The sequence below is a fragment of the Sphingomonas faeni genome, from assembly GCF_030817315.1.
GTDB classification, from domain to species: domain Bacteria; phylum Pseudomonadota; class Alphaproteobacteria; order Sphingomonadales; family Sphingomonadaceae; genus Sphingomonas; species Sphingomonas faeni_C.
In genome coordinates, this window is the sequence record NZ_JAUSZF010000004.1 from 167,047 (window position 1) to 189,806 (window position 22,760).

Annotated in this window: 20 protein-coding genes and 2 pseudogenes; 9 read left to right on the plus strand and 13 right to left on the minus strand. The window is 58.2% G+C overall.

All coding sequences use genetic code 11. The features are described from left to right. Positions 1-210 precede the first annotated feature (210 nt). Positions 211-960, minus strand: coding sequence for a Crp/Fnr family transcriptional regulator (locus QFZ54_RS18850; protein ID WP_307090047.1), 750 nt, complete (start codon positions 958-960; stop codon positions 211-213). A gap of 217 nt (positions 961-1,177) precedes the next feature. Here QFZ54_RS18850 and QFZ54_RS18855 point away from each other — a divergent pair, with 217 nt between their 5' ends. Next, positions 1,178-1,939, plus strand: coding sequence for a Crp/Fnr family transcriptional regulator (locus tag QFZ54_RS18855; protein WP_307090048.1), 762 nt, complete (start codon positions 1,178-1,180; stop codon positions 1,937-1,939). A gap of 43 nt (positions 1,940-1,982) precedes the next feature. Next, the gene (locus tag QFZ54_RS18860; protein ID WP_307090049.1) at positions 1,983-2,321 is read left to right on the plus strand and encodes a hypothetical protein; all 339 of its coding nucleotides are present in this window, start codon (positions 1,983-1,985) and stop codon (positions 2,319-2,321) included. Here QFZ54_RS18860 and QFZ54_RS18865 read toward each other — a convergent pair. Beyond that, the gene (locus QFZ54_RS18865) at positions 2,314-2,547 is read right to left on the minus strand and encodes a DUF6894 family protein (RefSeq protein ID WP_307090051.1); all 234 of its coding nucleotides are present in this window, start codon (positions 2,545-2,547) and stop codon (positions 2,314-2,316) included. The genes QFZ54_RS18860 and QFZ54_RS18865 overlap by 8 nt on opposite strands. A 277-nt stretch (positions 2,548-2,824) precedes the next feature. Between QFZ54_RS18865 and QFZ54_RS18870 the strand changes: the two genes are divergently transcribed. From QFZ54_RS18870 to QFZ54_RS18885, 4 genes are all read left to right on the plus strand, one after another. Continuing rightward, a complete protein-coding gene (locus QFZ54_RS18870) occupies positions 2,825-3,559 on the plus strand; it encodes a Crp/Fnr family transcriptional regulator (RefSeq protein WP_307090054.1) in 735 nt (244 codons plus the stop codon). A 138-nt stretch (positions 3,560-3,697) separates the two neighbouring features. Then, positions 3,698-3,862, plus strand: a complete 165-nt coding sequence (locus tag QFZ54_RS18875; RefSeq protein WP_307090055.1) for a hypothetical protein — start codon at positions 3,698-3,700, stop codon at positions 3,860-3,862. Then, the gene (locus QFZ54_RS18880) at positions 3,859-4,647 is read left to right on the plus strand and encodes a Crp/Fnr family transcriptional regulator (RefSeq protein ID WP_307090056.1); all 789 of its coding nucleotides are present in this window, start codon (positions 3,859-3,861) and stop codon (positions 4,645-4,647) included. The genes QFZ54_RS18875 and QFZ54_RS18880 overlap by 4 nt, the downstream gene beginning before the upstream one ends. Positions 4,648-4,652: 5 nt before the next feature. After that, positions 4,653-5,318, plus strand: a complete 666-nt coding sequence (locus QFZ54_RS18885) for a sensor histidine kinase (RefSeq protein WP_307090058.1) — start codon at positions 4,653-4,655, stop codon at positions 5,316-5,318. A gap of 91 nt (positions 5,319-5,409) precedes the next feature. Here the strand turns inward: QFZ54_RS18885 and QFZ54_RS18890 are convergent. The 4 genes and pseudogenes from QFZ54_RS18890 to QFZ54_RS18905 all read right to left on the minus strand — a co-directional run bounded on the left by QFZ54_RS18890 (position 5,410) and on the right by QFZ54_RS18905 (position 9,858). Further along, positions 5,410-6,155, minus strand: a pseudogene (locus QFZ54_RS18890) (IS5 family transposase). Between the two features lie 178 nt (positions 6,156-6,333). Beyond that, positions 6,334-8,652: a putative bifunctional diguanylate cyclase/phosphodiesterase gene (locus QFZ54_RS18895; protein WP_307090060.1), complete on the minus strand. Its 2,319-nt coding sequence runs from the start codon at positions 8,650-8,652 to the stop codon at positions 6,334-6,336. A gap of 213 nt (positions 8,653-8,865) precedes the next feature. Further along, a complete protein-coding gene (locus QFZ54_RS18900; protein WP_307090061.1) occupies positions 8,866-9,132 on the minus strand; it encodes a helix-turn-helix domain-containing protein in 267 nt (88 codons plus the stop codon). Beyond that, positions 9,101-9,858 (minus strand): annotated as a pseudogene (locus QFZ54_RS18905) (cupin-like domain-containing protein). The gene QFZ54_RS18900 and the pseudogene QFZ54_RS18905 overlap by 32 nt, the downstream one beginning before the upstream one ends. Before the next feature lie 362 nt (positions 9,859-10,220). Here QFZ54_RS18905 and QFZ54_RS18910 point away from each other — a divergent pair. Further along, positions 10,221-10,592 carry a hypothetical protein gene (locus QFZ54_RS18910; protein ID WP_307090064.1) on the plus strand — a complete coding sequence of 124 codons (372 nt, stop codon included), beginning with the start codon at positions 10,221-10,223 and terminating at the stop codon, positions 10,590-10,592. 6 nt (positions 10,593-10,598) lie between these two features. Here QFZ54_RS18910 and QFZ54_RS20570 read toward each other — a convergent pair whose 3' ends face one another. After that, positions 10,599-11,210: a DUF4336 domain-containing protein gene (locus QFZ54_RS20570; protein WP_373458641.1), complete on the minus strand. Its 612-nt coding sequence runs from the start codon at positions 11,208-11,210 to the stop codon at positions 10,599-10,601. A 1,340-nt stretch (positions 11,211-12,550) separates the two neighbouring features. On the opposite strand from QFZ54_RS20570, the gene QFZ54_RS18920 reads away from it, so the two are divergent. Continuing rightward, positions 12,551-13,468, plus strand: coding sequence for a crotonase/enoyl-CoA hydratase family protein (locus QFZ54_RS18920; protein WP_307090068.1), 918 nt, complete (start codon positions 12,551-12,553; stop codon positions 13,466-13,468). Between the two features lie 10 nt (positions 13,469-13,478). Here QFZ54_RS18920 and QFZ54_RS18925 read toward each other — a convergent pair whose 3' ends face one another. From QFZ54_RS18925 to QFZ54_RS18950, 6 genes are all read right to left on the minus strand, one after another. Continuing rightward, a complete protein-coding gene (locus tag QFZ54_RS18925) occupies positions 13,479-14,996 on the minus strand; it encodes a putative bifunctional diguanylate cyclase/phosphodiesterase (protein ID WP_307090070.1) in 1,518 nt (505 codons plus the stop codon). A 1,383-nt stretch (positions 14,997-16,379) separates the two neighbouring features. After that, complete coding sequence (locus QFZ54_RS18930; RefSeq protein ID WP_307090072.1) at positions 16,380-17,513, minus strand: GGDEF domain-containing protein; 1,134 nt, start codon at positions 17,511-17,513, stop codon at positions 16,380-16,382. A gap of 417 nt (positions 17,514-17,930) precedes the next feature. Beyond that, positions 17,931-18,374 (minus strand): hypothetical protein, encoded by a 444-nt coding sequence (locus QFZ54_RS18935; protein ID WP_307090074.1) that lies wholly within the window; start codon positions 18,372-18,374, stop codon positions 17,931-17,933. A 106-nt stretch (positions 18,375-18,480) separates the two neighbouring features. Then, positions 18,481-18,684, minus strand: a complete 204-nt coding sequence (locus QFZ54_RS18940) for a DUF5818 domain-containing protein (protein WP_307090075.1) — start codon at positions 18,682-18,684, stop codon at positions 18,481-18,483. A 107-nt stretch (positions 18,685-18,791) separates the two neighbouring features. Continuing rightward, the gene (locus QFZ54_RS18945; RefSeq protein ID WP_307090076.1) at positions 18,792-18,989 is read right to left on the minus strand and encodes a hypothetical protein; all 198 of its coding nucleotides are present in this window, start codon (positions 18,987-18,989) and stop codon (positions 18,792-18,794) included. A gap of 1,099 nt (positions 18,990-20,088) precedes the next feature. After that, positions 20,089-21,675, minus strand: coding sequence for a GH39 family glycosyl hydrolase (locus tag QFZ54_RS18950; RefSeq protein ID WP_307090077.1), 1,587 nt, complete (start codon positions 21,673-21,675; stop codon positions 20,089-20,091). A gap of 348 nt (positions 21,676-22,023) precedes the next feature. On the opposite strand from QFZ54_RS18950, the gene QFZ54_RS18955 reads away from it, so the two are divergent. Beyond that, the gene (locus QFZ54_RS18955) at positions 22,024-22,755 is read left to right on the plus strand and encodes a FadR/GntR family transcriptional regulator (protein ID WP_307090079.1); all 732 of its coding nucleotides are present in this window, start codon (positions 22,024-22,026) and stop codon (positions 22,753-22,755) included. The last annotated feature ends 5 nt before the right edge of the window (positions 22,756-22,760 follow it).

Genomic DNA, 22,760 nt, shown 5'->3' on the forward strand with positions numbered 1-22,760 from the left:
CTGATCGGCAAATTCCAACAGTTTTTCGATGTTGGCAGCCATCATTCGAGCAGAAGAACTTTTATTAGGTTCTGACATAGGCTGTCTTTGTACCCTTAATGGCAGCGATATTGCGATGCAACAATATGGGGTTCACGGTGAACAGATACGCCCCCGCGACGCAAACGGTGAGCCGAGGGCGAACGCGGACCCTCGCTCGCCACTGTTCCATCAGCGCGGCTCGCCTTCTGCAAGCTCGGGGTGCAGATAGGCTGTGCTGAAGTCCCCAGCTGCGGCAAGCTCGGCCCAGTTGTCGATCGTCACCGAACGCTTGTCGGTGCTGATAAGTCCGTCGCGGCGGAGGCTTTGAATCATGCGGTTGACATGAACAGGCGTAAGGCCGGTCGCGTCGGCAATCTGCTCTTGGGACATGGGAAGACGGTAATTGCGGGCCTCGCTTTTTCCGGAGGCTTGAAGGCGAACTGCGAACTCGCATAGCAAGTGGGCCACGCGGGATCTGGCATCCCGACGTCCTACATTGGCAATCCATTCACGGAAGATCGAGCCGTCAACAAGCGTCTCGAGAAGCATTGCCCGCCCGATAGCGGGATAGGAATAGGCTACATCCTGTACTGCTTTTGCCGGGATCAAGGCCACTTGGCCTGCCGTCAGCATCTGGACATTATGATCGGCGATGCCTAGAAATGCGTTGTGTAGGTCGACCATATCGCCGGGTATGTGGATCGAGAGTATTTGCCGTGCACCGTCACCGACGGTCTTGTGCCGGTACGCGAAGCCTGAGAGCAACACGCAACAGTTTTGCGCAATATCAGCGTCTCTGACGATATAACTTCCCGGCTCCAGATTTTTTACAGAGATTGGCAAGCCCAAAACCGCGGCCTTATCTTCGGTAGATAAAGGAAATCTTTTTTCGAGCTTTCGCATAGAATTCCACAGAACTGCGTCTTGTGAATCCGTCATTTGCGCGTCCTACCGTTGCGGTGGAGCGCAACCCTCTCGGTGTGCGTCGACGCTAACTGAGATTATCGATCCATTCTCTGTGATAGATCAGATATTTCGTAGCAAACCTATTATATGAATGTCTCGTTCGCACCGGGTGAGCGCCGCTTGGCGGTAGCGGCCGTGCCCGGATCCAGGTGCGCAGACAGGTGTTGAACGACTTACCATAGGAGGCTCCATGAAGAACCCTTGGACGATGAAGATGGAGCAGTTCACGGCCTTCTCCGAAGGGGATCGTCGCCGGCTGGACGATCTCATCAACGCCAAGCAACGCAAGCATGGTGCAAATGAGGATATCATCGCGGATGGGACGCACTCCGACTATTGCCACGTGCTGCTGACGGGCCTCGCGTGTCGCTACAAAATCCTGCCTGACGGCGAACGCCAGATCATGGCCTTCCTGGTGCCCGGCGATCTTTGCGATGCCGAGATATTTATCCTCAAGAAAATGGACCACGGCGTGGGTACACTGACGCCCAGTACGACGGCCATGATTCACTCCGATGAAATGAAACGGCTGCTGCGCGAAGTGTCGTCCATGTCAGAAGCGCTCTGGTGGGGAACGATGACTGACCTCGGCGTACTGCGCGAGCGCATTGTCGATCATGGGCGACGGGACGCCACCGAACGCATCGCGCATCTCCTGTACGAAATGCTGGTGCGTTATCGCGTTGTTGAGAAAACCACAGACGACTCGCTCGACTTTCCAATTACCCAGACAGACCTCGCCGACGCGACGGGCCTTACACCGTCGCACGTAAACCGCGTCTTGCAGCGTTTTCGCGACGATGGATTGATCGAGCTTCGCCAACGCACTTTGACGATCACCAACCCTAAGAGGCTGAAAGAGATCGGACAGTTCAACGCGAGCTACCTTCACCTCGATCGCACCGTAGCCGATGATCCCGCAATCGTCGGCCGTGTCGGCGACCTCCTCTAAACACCATTGACCAGCAGCCAGGGGCTGGGAAGCAGGCTTACTCATGAACGTCGGTGCCGGAGCTTATAATCTCACTGCGCTTGCGGATCGCCTTCGGGCGGACGAGCTAGCCTATGTGCTGCCCGTTTTGGAGCATCACACCTTGTCGGCGACTATCCTTCGGCCCGTGCCCGGCGAGCCGTTCGAGGAAGGACCTGCCCCGACCGACACCGTCTACGTCGTGATTGCCGGGTTTGGCAGGTTGGGAAGCGGCGATGCCGATGAGATGGACGCTACAGCAGGTGACGTGCTGTTCGTTACCGCCGGTCACACTCGGCGCTTCACTGAACTCAGCCGCAAGTTCCTGGTCTGGAGGCTTGCCTTACGCCTGCTACCTACCTGATCTCGACCGCCTCGCCGAACCGCACCGTTGCGACAGGTCTGTGATCTGCATCCTCGATCTCAATGCGGTCGTTCAAAGTAAGATGCCCTTTGGAAGCTGTGTCGGCAGCAAGCGAACGCGCGGCATTGATCGCGTGAGCGCGTGCTGCCTGATCGTCCGCAAGGTTGGCACCTTCCTCGTCAAGGGCCACATCGTCATTATAAACGTTGAAATAGTACAAGGGCATGAACGCATGATTAGCTGGCTTGAGGCACGTTCGCCTTAACCTGTATCGATCCCGGCGTTACGGCGTCAAATGGACCGGGTTTTCCAGTGGGATCCGATGTCGGCTCTGAATGGCCGCACTCGGCCTCGTCGTCAGGGGTCTGCTTCTCGTCTTCCGGTACAACACAGATTAGAGCGGCCCTTCTTTGTTGTCGCCTATGCAGAATTATTGCTCGCCATATTCAGGGCGTGAGCGACTGAGAGATGCTTGCGCTTTCGCCCCAAAATGAAGGGCGCTCATGTCACATCTAGATCAATCGACCAGTGAAAACCTTCTCCTCGCAACCGTGTTGCCAGAGGATTTTGCCCGGCTGCAACCCGATCTCAACCGCGTCGATGTCAGCCGCGACGACGTACTGGTCCAAGCGAACGCGCCGGTTGATTACGTCTACTTTCCTGAAGGTGGCGTCGTGTCGATCGTATCCGACACGCCGGGCAAGGGACGAACCGAGGTCGGCATTTTCGGCAAAGAAGGCGTGTCGGCGACGCATCTGCTGCTCGGTGCTAGTGATACGCCACATGAAAGCTTCATCCAGGTTAGTGAAGCGACAGCGCTCTGCATCGCAACGGAAAAATATCTCGCTGCCATCCAGCAAAGCGATACCCTTCGGACGATGCTGCTTCGCTTCGTTCAGGCGCTGATGATCCAGACTGCACAGAGTGCGGCGACGAACGCGCATCAGCGGGTCGAGGCCCGGCTCGCTCGCTGGTTACTCATGTGTCACGATCGCATGGACGGTGACGAGATTCCCCTGACTCACGATTTCATGGGGATGATGATCGCCGCTGAACGCAGTGGAGTGACCGTAACTCTCCATATTCTGGAGGGGGCAGGTATGATCCGGGCGACACGGGGACGCGTGCGCATCCTTGACCGTGCCAAACTCACGGATCTGGCCGGCGAAGGCTATGGTGTGCCCGAAGCTCAGTACAGCAAGCTGGTGGCGCCCTTCGGTAAGGGCTCTGGCGGCTGATACCGGGTTAACCTGCATGCAATTGACTAACTTATCGCAACCAATTGTGTCCTACCCCACATAGCATAGCGGACGGTCGCGCGGCGTGCGAGCAAGCCCGTATGTACCGCCTATGAACGGTGCTTATGGAGGGTTCACATGCTTGAGAGTGATCGGTCCTATTACCAGCACCGTGCTGAGGTCGAGGTTGAGCGAGCACAAACGGCAATGCTGCCCAACGTCGTCCAGGTTCATTATCAACTCGCTGAAGCGTACCTGGGAAAAATCGCCTCTGATGTTACGGTCAAGGTCAAGGCTGCATGATCGGCGCTTCGCAGGCGGAAACGTTCTTTACCTCCGATACGAGACAGCAGCTGTCGCTGCATTCGAGTTTGCCCATATGGTCCGCGCAGATGCTCACCCGCGACGAGCAGTACGCGCTCGAAGAAATCGCCTTACATGTAACGCCGGTTGGACCTCATACCGACATCGTTCGCGAAGGAGAGGGCACTGATCGCCTTTTCATCGTTACCAAAGGTTGGGCTTGCCGATACGCGACCACCAGAAACGGTGGTCGTCTGCTGTCAAGGTTGTTGGTTCCAGGCGACATCGCCAACCTGGACTCCTTGCTGTTCGATCGTCTTGATTACGGCGTCCGTACGATAACGCAGACAACGATTGTTGCGTTGCCGCGCAAACGGGTGTCGATGCTTGCTGCCAAATACTCTGGAATTGCACGCGCATTGGCGTGCCTTGCGTTCACCGAGAATGCGATTGTCAGCCAACGAGCGCTTTCGTTGGGCCGTCGATCCGCAACTGAACGGATTGCGCATCTGCTATGCGAGCTGAGTGTTCGTTTCGACGCGGAAATCGGTGGGGAGAGTAGCTATGCGTTCCCGTTAACCCAGGAAGTGATCGGGGATGCGCTTGGGCTTACCGCTATTCACGTCAATCGCACGATGCGGGTCCTTCAAAAGGATGGCCTGATCGCGCTCGAAAATCGCTACATTACAATTCCTGACATAGCCGCATTACGCCAGGCTTGCGGGTTTAATCCAAGCTATCTCCACATGCCTCCGTCGGCAGATGCTCAACGGACACGGGTTTGAGTCCGATGGCACAGCCCCTTTCAACGACCGCTCCGGCTCACTCTCAGTCCGCCTCCCATGACGACCTTTTGCTGCGGGAAACGCATCACCGTTGCAGCAACGATCTCCAACTCGTCGTTGGCTTGCTGTCCCTGCAGAGCCGGCGTGCAACGAACCCGGAGACGCGCGACGCGTTGGCGGACGCCATGGGTCGTGTCGCAGTGCTCGCGCGTGCCCGTATCGCTCTGAACCAGCGGCGAGAGCTTAGCTTACAAGGCGCTCTCCGACAGGTGTGTGAAGCGCTGCACAGTCAGGCTGAGCCCCGTTCCATTCTAATTTCGCTGCAGACCGAGCATGACGAGGTGAAGGGTCTTGCCCCAGACCACATTAGTACCTTGGCGCTTGTGGTGAACGAACTAGCGACGAATGCAATCAAGCACGCTTTCGAAGAAGGAAAGTCGGGCCATGTCAGTATTTCGGTGCGCCGCGATGGCGAGCGCCAAGCCGTAATCATCGTGGACGATGACGGCCTTCCATTTCCAGAAGCCGACAACTCAAAGAACGGTGGCATGGGGTTGGGATTGATCAAGCGCCTGGTCGCGTCAGCCGATAGCGTTTTTATTCACCCGACGGACGGGTCGAAGCGTTTCGAAATCAGAGTACCGGTTCAACCAGTACCCCCTCGCACCTAACCGATGCTCTGTCTGGCAACGCAGCGAAACTTGGCCCCACCATCTCGAGGCAGCCCTCATCATGGCCAATCCTAGGGTCAGGACTCGTTGATCAAAGCCAGAAGATGACGGTAGCAGCGAGGGCGATGGCGGACAAGAAGACCGTCGGACACCTATCGTAGCGGGTCGCGACGCGGCGCTAGTCGAACATAATCTCGATACGGCTACGGCGCCTTTAGCGGCGTTTGTCGTATTTAATGGGCTCGAGCCGAAACCTCCGACCTGGGATGCATGGCTGGACGCCCTTGGTCTTCAAGGCATCTCTGAACCAGTCAGCGTCGTAACCGCGGTCGCCGAGCAGCCATTGCGCCTTGGGCAGATCGTCGAGCAATGCGGCCGCACCGGTGTAGTCCCTGACCTGTCCGGCGGTCATGAAGAAGCTGAGCGGACGGCCGTTTGCGTCGGTCACGGCGTGGAGCTTCGTGTTCATGCCGCCTTTGGTGCGACCAATCAGGCGCCCGAGATCCCCTTTTTAACCCGCAGGCTCGATGCCGTGCGGTGCGCCTTCAGATACGTCGCGTCGATCATGACGGTCTTTGGGTCGGCATCAGCGGCAGCCAAGCCCTCCATCATGCGAAGGAACACACCCATCTCACCCCACCGTTTCCAGCGATTGTAGAGCGTCTTGTGCGGGCCGTAGTCGCTGGGCGCATCACGCCAGCGCAGCCCATTGCGGTTCACGAAAACGATGCCGCTCAACACCCGCCGGTCGTCGACTCGCGGCTTGCCATGGCTCTTTGGGAAATATGGCCGCAGGGCAGCCATCTGCTCCTCCGTCAGCCAGTACAGGTCGCTCATCCTCAGTCTCCTCACGGAGCCTGAACCAGATCGCGCCTCTTACATCAATGGGTCCTGACACTAGCCATTCGGGTAATCCGGTCGAAGCTTTCGCTGGCGCGCGTGTCGAGAAGATCCAACTGGTACAGTGCGTCAAGGCGCTTTTGTTCGTTCCAGCCGGTCATCAAAAAGCCTTGGCCTAAGAACCGTTAAGAGGAACCTCACAATTCGCCAAGCCAAGCAGTTTCGTTGCATCATGCGCCGATCGCGGGCGGGCGAAATGAAAGCCTTGCACTGCGCCACAGCCGATGCTCGTTAGCGCATCAGCCTGCTCCTGCGTCTCGACGCCTTCTGCCACCACGGCCACGTCGAGTGTGCGGCCCAGTTTCACGATCAGGTCGATGATCGCTTGGGTGCGCGGATCGGTACAGACGCCATCAATGAACGACTTGTCGATCTTGATCGTGTCGATAGCGTAACGGTTTATATAGCTCAGCGAGGAATAACCCGTGCCGAAATCATCGAGCGCGATCCGCACGCCAAGTTTCCGAATAGCGGCGATCGTCGCCGCTATGCCGGGAGATGGATGCAAAAAGATGCCTTCGGTGATTTCCAGCTCGAGGCACTGCGGCTGCAAGCCGAACTCTGCCAGGGTGGCCGAAAGATTAGGGAGAAAATCGGGATCGACGAACTCGGCTGCCGATGTGTTCAGGTTCATGCGCAGCGCAGGGTTCGAGCATTGTCGTTGCCATTTGCTAAGCTGTGCACAGCCTTCGCGCATTACCCAGCGATCGATCTGACGGATCAGGCCAATTTCTTCGGCGACGGGAACGAAATCAACCGGTGCGATGGACCCGCGCTCAGGGTGAACCCAGCGCAGAAGAGCCTCGAAACCGAAGATCGAACCCGTCGCAGGGTCGACGATTGGTTGATAGGCCAAATAAAACTCGTCGCGATCAATCGCCTGCCGCAAATCGGTTTGGAGGGTCAACCGCGCAACTGCGTCATCATGCATCGACGCGTCGAAAATCGCATAATCACCGTACCCGCCGCGTTTTGCGACGTACATCGCAATATCGGCATCGCGAATTAGATCTTCCGGCAGGCAGTTGCGATCGGCCGACTGGACGATGCCGATGCTGCATGAGGGAAATACGCTTTGCCGACCGAGCTGGACGGGTGCGCGTAGCGCCTCGATAATGCGCTCGGCGACACGAACCGGAACGTCAAGTCCAATGCCGTCCTCGATCAGGATTGCGAATTCGTCTCCGCCAATGCGGGCGAGCGTATGCGGCCGCACACATTTCTCCAGGCGTTGAGCGATTTCCTTTAACAGCGCGTCGCCTGCGATATGACCAAGGCTGTCGTTGACGACCTTGAACTGGTCGAGGTCGAGAAACAGCACCGAACACGCTGCAAACGCCTCGTCGCGCGCGCGTTCGAGAGCTGTGGTTAGCCGCTCCATGAAGAATGCCCGATTGCGCAGGTGCGTCAGGTTGTCATGGAAGGCGGTATAAAGCAGCTCGGCCTCGACCCGCTTGCGCTCCTGAATTTCGGTGGCGAGTGCCCTGTTCTCGAATTCTGCGATGCGTATGCGGTTGGCGAGTTGTTCGGCCTCCTTGCGCTCGGTGATATCGCGCTGCACCGATACCCAGTGGGTGAACCAGCCACGATCATCCGCGACCGGCACGATGCTGAGTTCCACCCAGAACTCCGTGCCGTCCTTGTGGTAGTTGATCATTTCGATCTCGACCGGCTCCCATGCCGATAGCGCTTCACGCAATCGCGCGCGGGCGGCAGGGTCCGTTTTTGGACCCTGGAGGATGCGAGGGGTCTGACCAAGCATCTCTGCGGCCGAGTAACCGGTCGCGCGTGTGAAGGCGGCATTGCAGTAAAGAATGCGCGGCCCCGGCAGATCGATCGGCTCGGCTTCCGTGATGATGATGGAGTCCCGGGCATGAACGGCGACCGACTCCAGCAGGCGAAGCCGCTCTACCCTGGCGTGCGCCGTATCATCGACGAGTTCGACCCGCTCGCGCAGCCGTGCCAGTTTGAACATCGTTGCCAGATGAGCCGCGTGCGCGCGCAGGACATAGGTTTGTGCGGCGCTCAGCGGGGCGTGGTCCCGGTCGTGCAGGACAACGAGGAAGGCATCTTCGTCCGACGCAATCCGCGCCGCAGCGGCAAACCGGACGCCTGAACCATGCCCGGCATGAAAGCCAATCGGCGATGCTGGCGCATCATCGATGAACTGCGTTGCAAGAATGCCTGACTGGCAGGCTGGATCGGCGTTCAGGACAACGGGGACGATCCCTTGCAGGGTGCCATTGCCGTTACCGGCAACGATCGCGAGCTGGCCGTCGCGTTCGCGGCAAACGATCGCGGTACTACAACCAGTCGCGTGCATGGCCTCGGCGACGATCCGCTCCAGAGAAGGCTTGCTTCCCCCGTCAACGACAGAGGCAGGTGGAAGCTTGATTGCGTTTCCGGCCCAATCGGTAGGCACATCCATGCGCATGTTTCATGCAACTCCTAAGGCTCCCAATCGCAACCGTCCGAAAAGCTTCAAACCACTTTGAGGGCGGATTAGTTTCAAATTGAGAATAATCTAATAATTACATAGATTAAGCTGCTCATCCGAGCACACATCTACTGCTCAAAACTATGATCGGTTCGTCCTTGCGGCACGATCCACGGCTCGCCTTGCCTGATCAGCGGTGCCGCAACATCTTTAGCGCGGGTTTGGACTCCTACCCTCAAACGGCGGGACAACCGAGGCACAGCCGATCGGTCCGATCAACCGGCGATACTCGACTTCGGGCACGCCGTCGCTATCGCCGGCCATCTCTTCGAGTTTTCTGCGATCAAAGATGATGACGCGCCCGCGCTTCGAGCGGATCATGCCTGCGCGTTCGAAGATATGCAGCGTGACGGTCACACCGCTGCGCTCGTCTGCAATCATCATGTCAATAAATTCGTGGGGTAAGCGCAATCTCATCGCCGTCACTTCGATCGTGGCACATCAAAAACCAGCGCGCGAGCCGCGACTCAATACGATGATGCGCGTTTGTGGCAGTGCTCTGGGCCACCTGAACGATGAAAGTCTGAACGTAGCGGAGCAGCACTGTCCGTAGCGTCTCGCTCTGTCCGATCGCTGCGAGTCCGGTCGAGCGAACGTGATGCCACCACATCGTCGGCACATAGATCGCGCCGCCAGGCGCAAGCACCGCCGACCGCGCCGTCTCCGCGGCCAGAGCATAGCGTGGAAAGCGGTCCAGGTCGGGCGCCAACGGTCGACCATGCTGACGGGTTGACCGGAAATGGTGTTTTCCAAAGGCCCGACGTACAGGTTGGCGACCTGTTCGGATGGAAACAGGGTAAAGCGGCGATGGCCCGCAGCCACGCAGGCGATGTTGTCGGCGGTGTCGTAATGCGTCGATACCGTCACTGCATTCCCGATCCACAACCTGGGTGTCGCTGTCGGATCGAGCAACGGCATGGGGTTGTCGGCGGCGAAGGTCGGGACGTGTTCCGCCGCGGATGCGGCGCCACTGTAGATCGCCGGACCGGCACCCGTCGCAAGATCGCCGAGCAACATATTCGCCACGGCGCGAAAGGGCGCCGTCCAGCGGTCGAAGTTGAAGCCGTTCATGTCCTCGCGGTAGAGAAACCTGCCGGCGATAGTGGGTGCGCCGACATAGTCGACAGCGGTGCGCTCGAGCATGTAAGACTAAATAGGCGACCAGTTCACCGGCCGTACGGCCGCCAGCGATGGTTGCTGGCCAGTCCGCCACGAGCGCCCGTAGTACCGCTGGCTCACCCATCGGAACGATCTCAGTTTCAAAAATTTGTCTCGTGACGCCGTGCCATTCGCGGACTAGTTTGCCGATCGTCTCCAAACGGCTGCTTTGCCTTGGTTATCCCAGAAACGAAAGACTGCAGAGCGCAACCCGCGCCGAAACGATCAGATCCAATGCTTTTCAGCAAATATGGAGACCGACGCTTGTATTAGAGGGCCGCGCGGTAAGACCCGAACGCGGCTAAGCGCGATACTTCGACGGGGTGGCCTGACGATCGTAGCGTTTGATGAACGAATGGCGGAGGCTGGTTTGCAAATACCAACCGGCGAACGTCCGCAACTGGGTCCAATGGCCCGCCGGTCGCCAAGCAGACGTCCTCGGTATAAAGGCAAGCCGCGATCACGGCAAAAAGGACACCGTCGTCATAATCGAGCATCTCGCACCTGACGCTTATGGCCTCCTGATCCTAGCGCCTGAGATTGCGCTTGGCAGTGGCTGGCTTGGTGGCGACAGGGTCGTCGGTCGCGCAGCTATCCGTGACCTGTTAAAGAAGGCCGCTCGTTTCAAAGAAGATGAACGGCAGAGATTGACTATTTATTTGCCTAGCAGAGCGCTCACGCTCCGGTTGGATGAAATCGAACAATACTACGGAGCGTAAAACTGCCTAAGTCAGCCAGCCGAAAGCACGCTTCAGTTGCGCCGCACCATTGCTATCGAACGGTCGACCGTGAGCGAAGATCACACGGTCAGGCTCGAGCGCCACGATCGCTAATACAGCCTTTTTAGCGTCCGCGCGCCCTAGCCGTACTGGTAGCCGCAGGTAACGTGCGGTCGTGCCGTCAGTGGCAGCGGATGCCTGCATTAGTCGCCGCGCGATAGGCGGCAGCTTGTCAGGATCAAGGTTCTCGATGAGGTCGACGAGCAAGAGCGATGGTCTGCCGGTGGAAGAACCAGACCTCGTTAAAGCCAGCCCCCCGGGCACGAGGCTCTGATCAAGTGTGTCTGCCCATTCGGCTGGAGCCGTCTGGCCCAATTCGGCATCGAACCGCACCGATGATGCGCGAACCTGCGCCCGGTCCTGTAGCCCAGGCGCTGCCCAAGTGGTTGCATCAGGGTAGGCCCGTTGCCAGTCGGCAAGGAAAGTCCAGTGCGCGATGTTGGGTGCGACAAGATGCCGCACCCGCCCAAGTGCATCGACGGCCTTGGCAACCTCGGCTGAAAAGGGCGTTGGCGAGTGAAGAAACAGATCGCCGTTATTGAGCCGAAGGATCGTCATGCGCACAGGCAACGCGAGGCCCATCGCGTTTATTGGTCCGCTGTCGACGATCCAGACACCATCAGCGACAGGTTTTGGGACATCCAGTGGCGGGTAGGTCGCCCGGTGCCGGGCTTCTGTATTCTTTGGACGTCGATCACCGCCTGTCAACGCCCACAGACCGATGGCAGCAACACCGACGAAACCAGCCGTACCGACCAACCGACGCCATCTGCGGGCTTTTGAAGAAGCTTGGGCGGCAAAGAAGCGTCGCATATCGGCGAGCAGGAGCTCTGGTTCTTCCAGCGCCGCGAAATGGCCGCCTGCCGCCATTTCGCTCCAGTGGACGATGTTGTAGGTCTTGCGAGCATGCGAACGCGGGGGCGGCGAAAAGACGGGATCAGGGAAGGCTGCGACGCCGGTCGGCACCTTGATACGGCTGCCGACGGGAAATTCGCCCGACCCCTCCAATACGCGACCGCGATATATCCAAGTCGATGTGATAAATGACCCCTCGACAAGGTAGAGCATGATGTTGGTAAGGAGCGTATCCTCGTTGAAGGCCTGCCAAAGATCGGGTCGGCCCTGTTCGTCGCGCGGCGCGCCCGCCCATGCGCCGAACTTCTCCAGGATCCACGCAGCGACCCCGACGGGGCTGTCCGCCATGGCAATGCCGAGCGTCTGCGGACGTGTACCTTGCTCCTTCGCGTAACCGGTCTCCTCCTTGGCCAGCTTCTCCCGTCGTGCTTTCCAGGCGAGTTCGTCGAGTGTCTTCGGCGAAACGTCTTTGGCTTGGAGGAGAACCATGTTGAGGTGCAGCGCGGCGACGGCTTCACTATGATCGTGTGCCATCCAGCTCCCGATCGCTGCCCCCCAGTCGCCGCCTTGCACAAGATAGCGGGCATCACCGAACAGTTCGGTCATCAGTGCGTGCATTATCTCGCCGGTGTGGCGCGGTCCGATCGGGGGGGCGGGCCGCCCGGAAAAAGCGTAGCCGGAAGGGAGGGCACGACGACGTCATGACCGTCGGAGACTAATGGAGCGATCAGCGCTTCGAATTCGATGAAAGAGCCCGGCCAACCGGCAGCAGGAGCAACGGCGGGCGCGAACCATTGCCCTGCGCATATTACGGCAAGTGGTGAATTGTCCCCATTCGCAGAAGGATTATTACCTTGAGCGTTCACGCCCTATTGCTCGTGATTTTTTAAGGAGCCTGTGCTTTTGAAGAGCGTTTCCAGGCAAATCACAGCGGGTGCTGGTTTGCCTTTTTCAGCGCCAGCCCTCACCCGATCGGTATCGTGACTCGATTCAAAGTAGGCTCCTTTGGCAGCGAGATTGCTGCATCTCACGAAGGATGTCATATGACTTTCGGAAATCTTACCATCCCAGCGGTGGTGGACAATCAGGCAGAACGGTACCGCTCTTTCGAAGATCGGGCGACATCGCGGCGACCGTTCACGTTTGTTGACTTGGAAACACAGTTCGATCCCGCTCTCGACACCCTGTGGACCTACATGCGGCAGAGGAGCCGCCCCAGCTTCAATCCTGGCCTACTCACTGAGTTCGGGCAGTGGCAGGATGACGTGGTGGACGCTCTAGCGGCGGGAAAGATGCCCATACGGTACCTAGTTCTGGGATCGCGGTTTCCTGGCATCTTCTCCCTCGGCGGCGACCTTGACCTTTTTGCAGCGCATATCCGTGATGGCGACCGGGCTGCTCTCGTCCGCTACGGTCGTGCGTGCGTCCGGATACTCCACCGCAACATGCGCAGTCTGGACCAGCCAATCGTCACGATCGGGTTGGTAGAGGGCGATGCGCTGGGGGGAGGCTTCGAGGCGTTACTGTCGTTCAATGTGGTGATCGCCGAACGGGGCGCCAGCTTCGGGCTGCCGGAAACTAACTTCGGCCTCTTTCCTGGTATGGGAGCGCATTGCTTCCTCTCACGCCGCCTCGGAGCCGCACGTGCGGAGCAAATGATCCTTAGCGGCCGAACCTACACCGCTGAGGAACTGTACGATCTCGGCATCGTCCACGCGCTGGCTGCGCCGGGAAAAGGCCGAGCCGAAGTCGAGGGTTACATCCGGCAGAACCGCCGCCGTCATAGCGGCCACTGCGCGATCTACGAGGCGTCGCGCTCCGTCAATCCGCTTCCCCTCGCCGAACTTGAAGCCGTAGTCGACCTCTGGGCGGATGCCGCGTTGCGGCTGAGCGAAGCGGACCTGAAACTGATGCGTCGTCTGGTTGGTGCCCAGACACGTCTGCTCGACAAGGCGGCGTAGAACTTTCTGGTCAGCGCAGCTTCACTGCTGCGGGGGCAGCGTCGGCAAGCATGGTCCCGATCATGCTTGCCGACATAGGCCGTGCAAGAAAGAATCCCTGCACTGCATCGCATCTGGTTCGCCGCAGTTGATCCAGCTGCGCCTGTGTTTCGATCCCTTCGGCGATGGTTCTCATTCCGAGTTTGGCCGCGAGCTCGATCACAGTCTGCACGATCGCCACCGAGGCCGGATTCCGCTCGGAGTCCTGGACGAAGGACCGGTCGATCTTTAGCGTCTGGAACGGAAACTTCGTAAGGTAGCTCAGCGACGAGTAGCCCGTTCCGAAGTCGTCGAGCGTTGTGCGGACATGGAGGCGATTAATAGCTTCCAGCGCGGCGAGCGATGCCGTGATGTCCTCCAGCAGCACCGACTCCGTCACTTCGAGCTCGAGGCGTTCGGCAGCCAACCCGCTGGTCGCAAGGGCGCTTACGATCGTCATCGCTAGATTGGCCGAGCGCAACTGGATGGGCGAAAGGTTGACGGCGACCGTCACGTCGGTCGGCCAGGTGCTCGCGATGCGACAGGCCTCGCGGATCACCCATCTGCCTATCTCGACGATCAGTCCGCTGTCCTCCGCTATGGGGATGAACTCGGCAGGTGAGATTGTTCCGTGATCGGGACTGGTCCAGCGCAGGAGGGCCTCGCACGAGAGAATGCGCCCGCCGGCCAGATCGAAGATGGGTTGGAACATCAGGCTGAATTCGCTCCGTTCAAGAGCACCTTCCATTTCGGCCGCCAGCTCTCGGCTGCGTTCGACTTTCTCGTCCATCAGTCGTTCGTAGAAGCACAACATCCCGCGACCGCTGTCCTTCGCCCGGTACAACGCCAGATCGGCATTCTTGAGTAAAGTGTCCGCGTCGCTGCCGTCAGTGGGCGCGATGGCGATGCCGAGCGACGCCGTCACGCGCAGTACGCGCCCATCGAAATGTAGCGGCCGCTCAACAAGGTCCAGTATCTTCTCACCGATCGCGACGGCGTCGGTCCGGTGCTCGACTTCGCAGACTACAACGAATTCGTCTCCACCCAGTCGGGCGACGATCCCGCGACGCCCGAACACCTCGTCCAATCGGTGAGCGACGCCGGCCAGCAGCGCGTTGCCGGCTAGATGACCAAACGAGTCGTTTATCTCCTTGAAGCGATCCAGATCGAGCCAATGAATGGCGAGGCATCGGCCGCTGGCGTCCAAGGTAGTCAGCCGTTCTTCGAACTGCTCTCGAAAGGCCGTCCGGTTGGCTACTCCCGTCAGATCGTCCCGGCGGGCTACGGCAGCATGGTAGTCCGCAAGCGCAATCTTTTCTCGCGAGACCGTCGTCGCCTTCAATATGACGCCATACGTTTGCAGCGTGATGTCCATCATCGCGACAACGAACAGGACGATGACAGCTGCAAGCGCCATTCTGAGCAGCTCCAGCGACGCCGCCAGTCCGGCGGCCAGCGGTAGCGAGGGCCAGGCAGAGCTGTGAAAGCGCGATCCACGGGCGGCCAGCATTGCGACCGGCGATCCCGGCCGCGTATCCGACCGTGGTCGTCACGGCGAGCATCTGCAGCGCGCCGCTCTCGGTCTGCACCAAGGTAAGCAGACCAAACGTTCCGAGTAGCGCCGAATAGCAGAGCGCGCCGGACCGATAGAGGACTTCTTGTCGTCTCGGCCGCTTAGCTCGGGACGGTTCGTGCGTGTTGGTCCGTCGTGACGAACGCACGACATCGACCATGCGGACGCCGGCGACGAGGACGATTGCGAACGCACAAGCCAGTATCGCCGTGCTACGGCTCACCAGTGCAACGATTGCCACGATCGCGGTAGTTGATACCGCTCCGATCACCAGGGACTGCGGGGACGCGTAGAGTGAGTCTACTAACGTCTCACGGACCGAGAGTGCGATTGCCTGGTCGGAATGTCGCAGTTGCCTCAATCGAGATATCAGATCGGTCATTTGCGTGGTAATGACGTGCAGATATGTAGATTACACGAAGAAACGTCGACGGGCGAGGCGAACCGGCGTATACCAAGCCTTCTTCGCGGCCACCTGGGCCCTCGGTCAAGGTCATGACTCTGTGCCGCGACAGCGGGAACCTTTCGCTTTCCTGCGGACATGAAACGCCCTCAGCTAACACGGTGTTCAGCGCACTCAACAGCGTCTGTGCGATGCCCCGTCGGCGGTATCGGTCAGCGGCTACCGACTTGTTGACGTAGTCCTTGCGGATAAATCCCCCGTGTTGCCATGCCATGCCATGCCACGTAAGCGACGCGTTACTCTGGATATCCGCCAATAGCATGCGACGTTCGACGATTTCGGGATACGATAACCAGGGAAGAAATCCAAAGTAGTATTTCGCGACAGATCATATGGTTCGACAATTCGGGTAGTAATTGTCGCTGGCTAACAGAATGGATTGACGTGTTACCGTGCCATGTCAAAGTACGACTAGAAGCCGACAATTCACCTACCGGTTTACGGCACCTCAAACGACTTCCGTAGGTTGACGCTACCAGTGATTTCGAGCAGACCATGATTACGGCCCGATTGTTCAACCCCGCTGCCCCCAAGATGGATAGGAGGACAACGGATTGCTGTTCGCATTCCTCGTCACAAAATGCTAAATAACGCTGCATTGGGCATGACTAATAGGCCAGTGACTAGCGCTGTCGTGACACATTCCTATCATAGCAGCAGGTGTATGACCGTTTGTCGACAATGGCCCATTTTGCGGATGTCCGAGAACGATTGGTTCATGCGGTAACATCTCACTTCGAACTGCGGAGATCCTCGGCCGTCAGCGAATGATCGAGCTTTCAGAGATGATTGGCGCGATTGGTACCCTGAACGGCCGGGATCGGGTAACTTGAGTAGGCAAAGCGCGAGCTTTTGGATTAGCGAACCGCAGACTTACCAAGTTGAACGCTCGAGCCTTGGTTACTGGCGAGATACAGGCTTGGCAATGCGCCGGTAGCAAGGTCAGCGCGGGAACGCCCCTTCAGCTTTGCATCGTATAGGGCTTTGTCAGCCTCTAGCATTAACGTCGAAAGGTCGGTCAGCGGATCCGATCTCATAGAAATTCCGACGCTCGCGCCAACTGTAACTGCGGTGCCGCTCAACAGGAACGGAGTGTGGGATAACGTGTCGATGAAGCGCTGCGCGGTTTGACAAGCGGTGGCAGGATCCATTTGATCGGTCAGAATTATGAATTCGTCGCCCCCAATCCAGGCAACGACGCCCATCGACGGCGTCACATTTCTCATCAACTTGCTTACCTCAACCAAAAGTTGATCACCGGCCGCATGGCCGAGAGTGTCATTGATCGTCTTGAAGCCGTCGAGGTCGATATAGAAGAGGGTGGCACCGTTCTGAGTGCCGTCTGTACGACGAGCAACGACGTCCTCAAGCCCGGCACGGTTCAGCAGACCGGTAAGCGTGTCATGTCGCGCGCGACGTCCGTTCTCACGCTCCGATCGCATGGTCTGAACAAGCATCGCATTCAGTCGATAGGCGGCATGCGTCATAGCATAGATATACATCGGAATCTGCAGCGCGGTTGCGATCATGATCAGTTCACCGGATATGACACCAGCGACGGCGCACGGCCCAAGGCTGAGCATGATCGTGACCATCACGAGCCGCGGTGCCGAAAAGTTACGAAACGCCACGCCCCCGGTCATGGCCGCGGCGGACAGTACAACAAGTGTGGCAGCGAGCCAGTCCCCGCTTAGAACAGCTATGAAGCAACCATAGCCTACCGATCCTGCCCAACACGCCGCCGCTAATATGTAGATATCAATATGTGCCCTTTTGCCGCTCTTCGCGGCGCGAGACCCTTTGACGAGCAGCGGCAGCCGCAGTGCGGCAAGCCCGATTTCTAGCGCTGCCCAGAACAAGAACGCTGGTGTGGGAATTCGCGTGGCCACGATCGAGGAGACGAGGATGGTGTTGAATACACCGCCCAGAAAGATCGGGAGTGATCCATACAACCCTTGAACAAGGGATTGACGAATTTCAGCTGGAACCACACCAGCACACTAGACCAACCAACGCGTGATAGCCCAACGCGGCAGTACATCATCACTCTGTAGCATAACCGTTACTTCCCCCCCCCGGGAGCCCGCCATTATATGCCGTTTTGGGTTAAATTGGTCAATGTGGACCGGCGCCGACAGGGTTCGGACTTATACTTCGTGGTGTGAAAGCTAACGATGAATGAACATGGGAAATCGCGGGAAGCAGCTACTTCGGTCGACAATGGTTTCGAGGGTGGCTGTTTCCCGATAGATGAAGGTGCGGGCTCACGACTTGCAGCCGAGCCCGTACATCGGACGGAAAACCGCCATGCGCAGGGGGGCCATGCGTGCAATATTTTGGCAAGGTTCGTGCTATCGATGACGCCATCTTCGCGACGTCGACCGTCGTAACAGCGTCGGGCGAAATGGTCATACTGTCCGAGGCATATCCGTAATCAACGCCGTAACCGCCGGGGCGCTTTGCATGTCCGGTGCCTGCGTCGCTGCTGCCATCAGGTCAACGTCCGGCAAATCGCGGTGATCGATCCACCATTTGGCGTCAGTCACCCGAAGGCACGTGTAACAATCGCCGTCGCTGTAGAGGTTGGTCAGCGCTGCGAGCCGCTTGGTCCTGATCGTCGCTCCCCAGCTGATCTGCCGATCGCTGCCGGTTAGGGGCGGAAGATCGAGGTGGGAGATAGCGGCGCTGCTTAACGCTGCCGCAGCGGCTTCCTCAGCTCGCTTTTCCGCAACGAAGCAGTCTCGGCAGGTCGTCGTCTTCAGCCACTTGGCTTTGCGTTCCTGCTGGCTGTCAAAGCCGGTGAGATGATGAGCCTGCTCATGACCGCAAGCATGAATGATCCGCTGTTCCATAGGCAGGATGATGCCTGTTCGTGATTTGTACGCAACGCCAATGAGTCGGGTTGAATCAGAATTGCGCCCAGCGGAAGGCGACTAAACCGGAGGAGTGGTCAGGCTGCTAAGCTGGCGCAACGCCGTCAGCGTTTACCAGATCTGGGCCGACCAATGTGCCGATGAGCCGGACGCGTTTTTCAACCAGGTCGACAGGGGTACGGTGCAGCTCCAGCTCGTAGCGCCCACCGACATCGCGGCGAAGATAGAAGGCCCCGCCATCGCGGATCAGGGTGCCTATCTCGTTGATCCGGGTGCCAGTCGCTACCATCGCTGCGTCATCTCTCTACCATTGTGTATAACTGCGGGAGGTCCCTGCCAGTAACCGATGTCGCTCAGCGTGGCCCGTGATTTTGCCAACGCGTGACCGTACGACCTTCAGAGGCTGATGTTACGCCTCGCCATTTCAACGAACGCCATATCCCCGATCGGAGTGTGAGGGTCGGCCTTGAAGATGTCGGCCAGATCGAGCAGATCATCGTCAGCAAGGCCTGTGATGGACGTTTCGATCTCGGCAAGGCGTGCGACCGCGCGACCACTGCGATCAGTGAGCCGCTTCATTCTTGTCTTGAGCATGTGTGCTCCTATCATAAACGTTCGCGAGCGGGCAGGGGCATTTGCCGCCCGGTTTCAGCTTGGACCTCCGCCCGACTGCAACTTCGCTTATTCTTAAGCTTCAGCAAATAATTGGGGTGCAGACCGGTGAACATTGTGCCGGCAGATTAATGTGCCGCGCGATAGGCGAGATGCATCCCGTTCTTGTCTTGTGCAAGGAGCTCTCAACCGTACGACGAACTGCGGCGGTCACAGTCGGGAACGGTGTTTGGCTGCGCTATTCTTTCGAACTGTGCAACCCAACGTCAGAAACGCAAAAAACGAAAATATTTGAGTAAGCGTTTATTTGTCATTGGTGTGATGCTATTTTAATGATGAAATCTGATTCACACTGCGCAGCATAGACCCTACTGATAACCGCCGTTTTCCTCGCGTTCTTTGGCAGCGTCCTCCTGCACTTCTTCCATTTCCTTGGCCTGCTCGGTCGGCATCCTTGTCTTCGGGCTTGGGGTCGTCGATCATATGTTACCTCCGAGTTCAATAACGGAGGACCAACGTGGTTGGATCCGTGGAGCAACAGCAAGCAAGCTGGTTTGCAACCGAACGGTTTCTGATCGAACGATGACACCGCACGACCTCGATGGTGTGGGGTTTTAGATCCTGGGTTGTCGGTTAAAGACTTGCCGCATGAACAACTCTCAAATCGAGTCATACCGGAACGCTGCCGCCCATGACGATCGGAAGCGGAGCTGTCCACGCTACCGCTTGTTCGAGAGCGTCATCTACGATCGGCAGAGGCTTGGGATGCGATTGCCAGTCAGGGTGAAATGACCGAGCGCCTGGCGCAGGCGAACGCCGTGAACCGGGTGAAACAACCATATCAGCGACGGTCGTCAGCCGAGAATATGTAGGATGGGCGCGTGTCGGTCGGACGCCTGATATCGACGGGTGGCCGCACTGCGTTGTCGGAAGCCACGTTGTTCAACGAGAAGAGGCAGATCGGTGCGACGTCCACGCTGCTCTTTTCGAACTCAGACCAGCGAAAGCCGCCATCGATACCGTATAACGCCCAGGATTGGGACGATGATCAAACATCGCCCCGCCAAGCGGACGTTTGAGGTCAGTTTCCCGGGTCGACTTCGATCAGGACAGCATCATTCTCCCGCATTGGCACGCGCAGTAAAGCCTTGCCGTCCGCCTTTACCTGGAGCTCGCTCATCTCGGGCGTATCCGCCGTCAACGCTTGGAGCCGGGAAACATCGATTGTTGTCAAAGTGCTCGGCCGACCCATTTCGAGGTAGGCGGTGTAGGCATCGTTCCGCTGATACCCGGTGGTTCGGATCCGTACGGAATGGTGCCCCGGCGTTAAACCCGAGAGGCGCACATTGGTCAGCGATTTCGCGGTCGCGCGGCGGGGCTTCGTAAAGAACGGGCGATTGCTGATCGGCTGTTCCGGTATCACGCTGTTCCACGCAAGTACCTGCACGGTTCTGCCTTTCAGCGTCCCAATACTCTGATCGTCGTTCGTCGGGAGTTCGCGGTCGCCGAGCGCACCTAGATACTTGAAGGCGAACCAGGCCGGCTTGCGAATGCCTTGCGGTGACATCAGCCCGAAGCCACCCTCGAAAGGTTTGGTCTGAGGGCCAGGCTCTTCGAACAGGTCGCTATCGGTCCAATAGCTCATACCCTGCGCCAGACCCTCGGTCCGGCGCAACTTGGACAGGATATACGCAGCACCCAGATAGTCGTCATGGACAGGGTCGCGGGGGCTGTAGCTGCTGCTCCATTCTGTAAAGAACAACGGCAGGTCGGGTTGAGGCGACGCTTGGATCTGCTCCCGTACGCGCCGCACATCCGCTACTATCGCATCGGGGTCCCGCAGCAGTTTCGTATCGCCCGCTCCATTCTCGTCCAGAAAACCACCGTCCACGCCGTATGTATGGGTCGAAATGAAGTCGACCGGTAGGGTGTTTGCCTTGGCATAAGCCAAGAACTCAGGGACCCAGGCAGCGCCCGCCGTCGCAGGGCCACCAACCCGCAACCCCGGATCGATCGCCTTCAGCGCTCGTGCGGTGCGTCCGTAATATTCGAAATAGGCTTTCTGATCCGCCCCCTCCCAGAAGTCCTTCAGGTTCGGCTCGTTCCAGAATTCGAAATACCAACTCCGAACCTCCTTGATACCGTACCGCTCGACCATGTGGCGGGCAAACGCATCGACTAATGCCGTCCATTTGGCAGGGTTGGGGTGCGACGTATTGCCTTTCCAGTAGAACAACGTCTGGTTCGACGTTTTCATGGCGTCCGGCGTAAAGCCCAGCCCTACGAAAGGCTTCAGCTTCATCGCGAGCAGTAGGTCATATAGCCGATCGATCTTGCTCCAGTCGTAGACCGGGCGGCTACTTACCTCGCGGTAGATCCCGAACTGATCGGCGAAGACATTGTGAAACCGGATATACCGGAACCCAATTTCGCTTTGCAGAGTGCGCAGTTGAGCAAGACTGTCCGAACGAGCAAGCGTGCCGGGAAAATCAGACCCAATCGACATCGTTGCCATGGGATCGCGTGGCTTCGTAGCACCCCGGACGTCGATCGAGATCGTGCGAGCCTTGTTCGATGCCGGGGCACTTGGGGGCTTTGAAAGGGCAGGGGAGACGCAGGCGATTGCCGCGCCACACGCTATCACAATGCCGAACGTCCACGACTTCATTCGGGTTATCACTGTTATGTTCAATCTATGATCCTGCTTCAGCTCTACTTTTGCGTAACGTTGCTGTGGTTACACCACACGCGCAAAAGCATGTGCCGGGGTATAGCTAGCATCTCGCGGATTTGTCACATACTGACGGGGCGAAACCGATTGCAGCAAACGACTTATCCCACTTGTTTTTACAGAGGATTTCTCTGTGCCCTCGAGAGCCGTCATCCAACTAAACGAATGAATGGCCGAGGTTGTGAGCAGGAAAAGGCCCCCTGCCGTCCGGAACATCGGTTTACCGTCATGGTGATCGTACGGCAGGTGACAGTCGTACCGTAGTGCGGCAGAAACTCAAATATCATGCAGCATAGATCAACCGAGTTTGCCGTCAGCGGCCGCGCTAATTTCGGGCTAAACCTCACGCAGCGAACGGTCGAAACGCTGGGCAAGGCAATTGTAACAGGCCGTTTCGAGGGCCGGCCTTTTCCGAATGAAGGAGAGCTTGCAAAAGCCTACGGCGTTAGCCGGGCCGTGACGCGCGAGGCTGTGAAAATGCTGACCGCTAAGGGACTCATCGTCTCTCAGCCGCGGCAGTGCACGTTGGCGCAGCCAATGTCCAAATGGAACTTGTTCGACGCAGACGTTCTGCGTTGGCGATTGGAGCATGCGCCGTCAGCAGAACTGCTGCGTCAGTTTTATCAAATGCTCCTTGCGATCGAGCCAGCAGGTGCGGCACTCGCTACCCAATTTCACGGCAGGGCCGATTTTGCCGTCATTCGCATTTGCCTCGACCGTATACGTGCGGCGGATGAAGGGCAGGTTGGCTTGCTCGATGCAAACATCGATTTTCGCGTTGCGGTACTCCGTGCTTCACAAAATCCGTTTTACGCCCAATTCGGCACCGCCATTGCGACCGCGCTCCGCGCTTCCACCTCCATAGCTGCCCCAGTCGAAATGCTGCGTACCAATTTGCCAGACTTTGAAGCTGTCGTCGAGGCGATCGTCGCCCGCGATGTGGATGGCGCGCGGGCAGCGATGGTCAGAATCGTCGGCAACCTGCTCAATTCCGTTCCGGAAGAGGTCGAGGGCTGACTTGC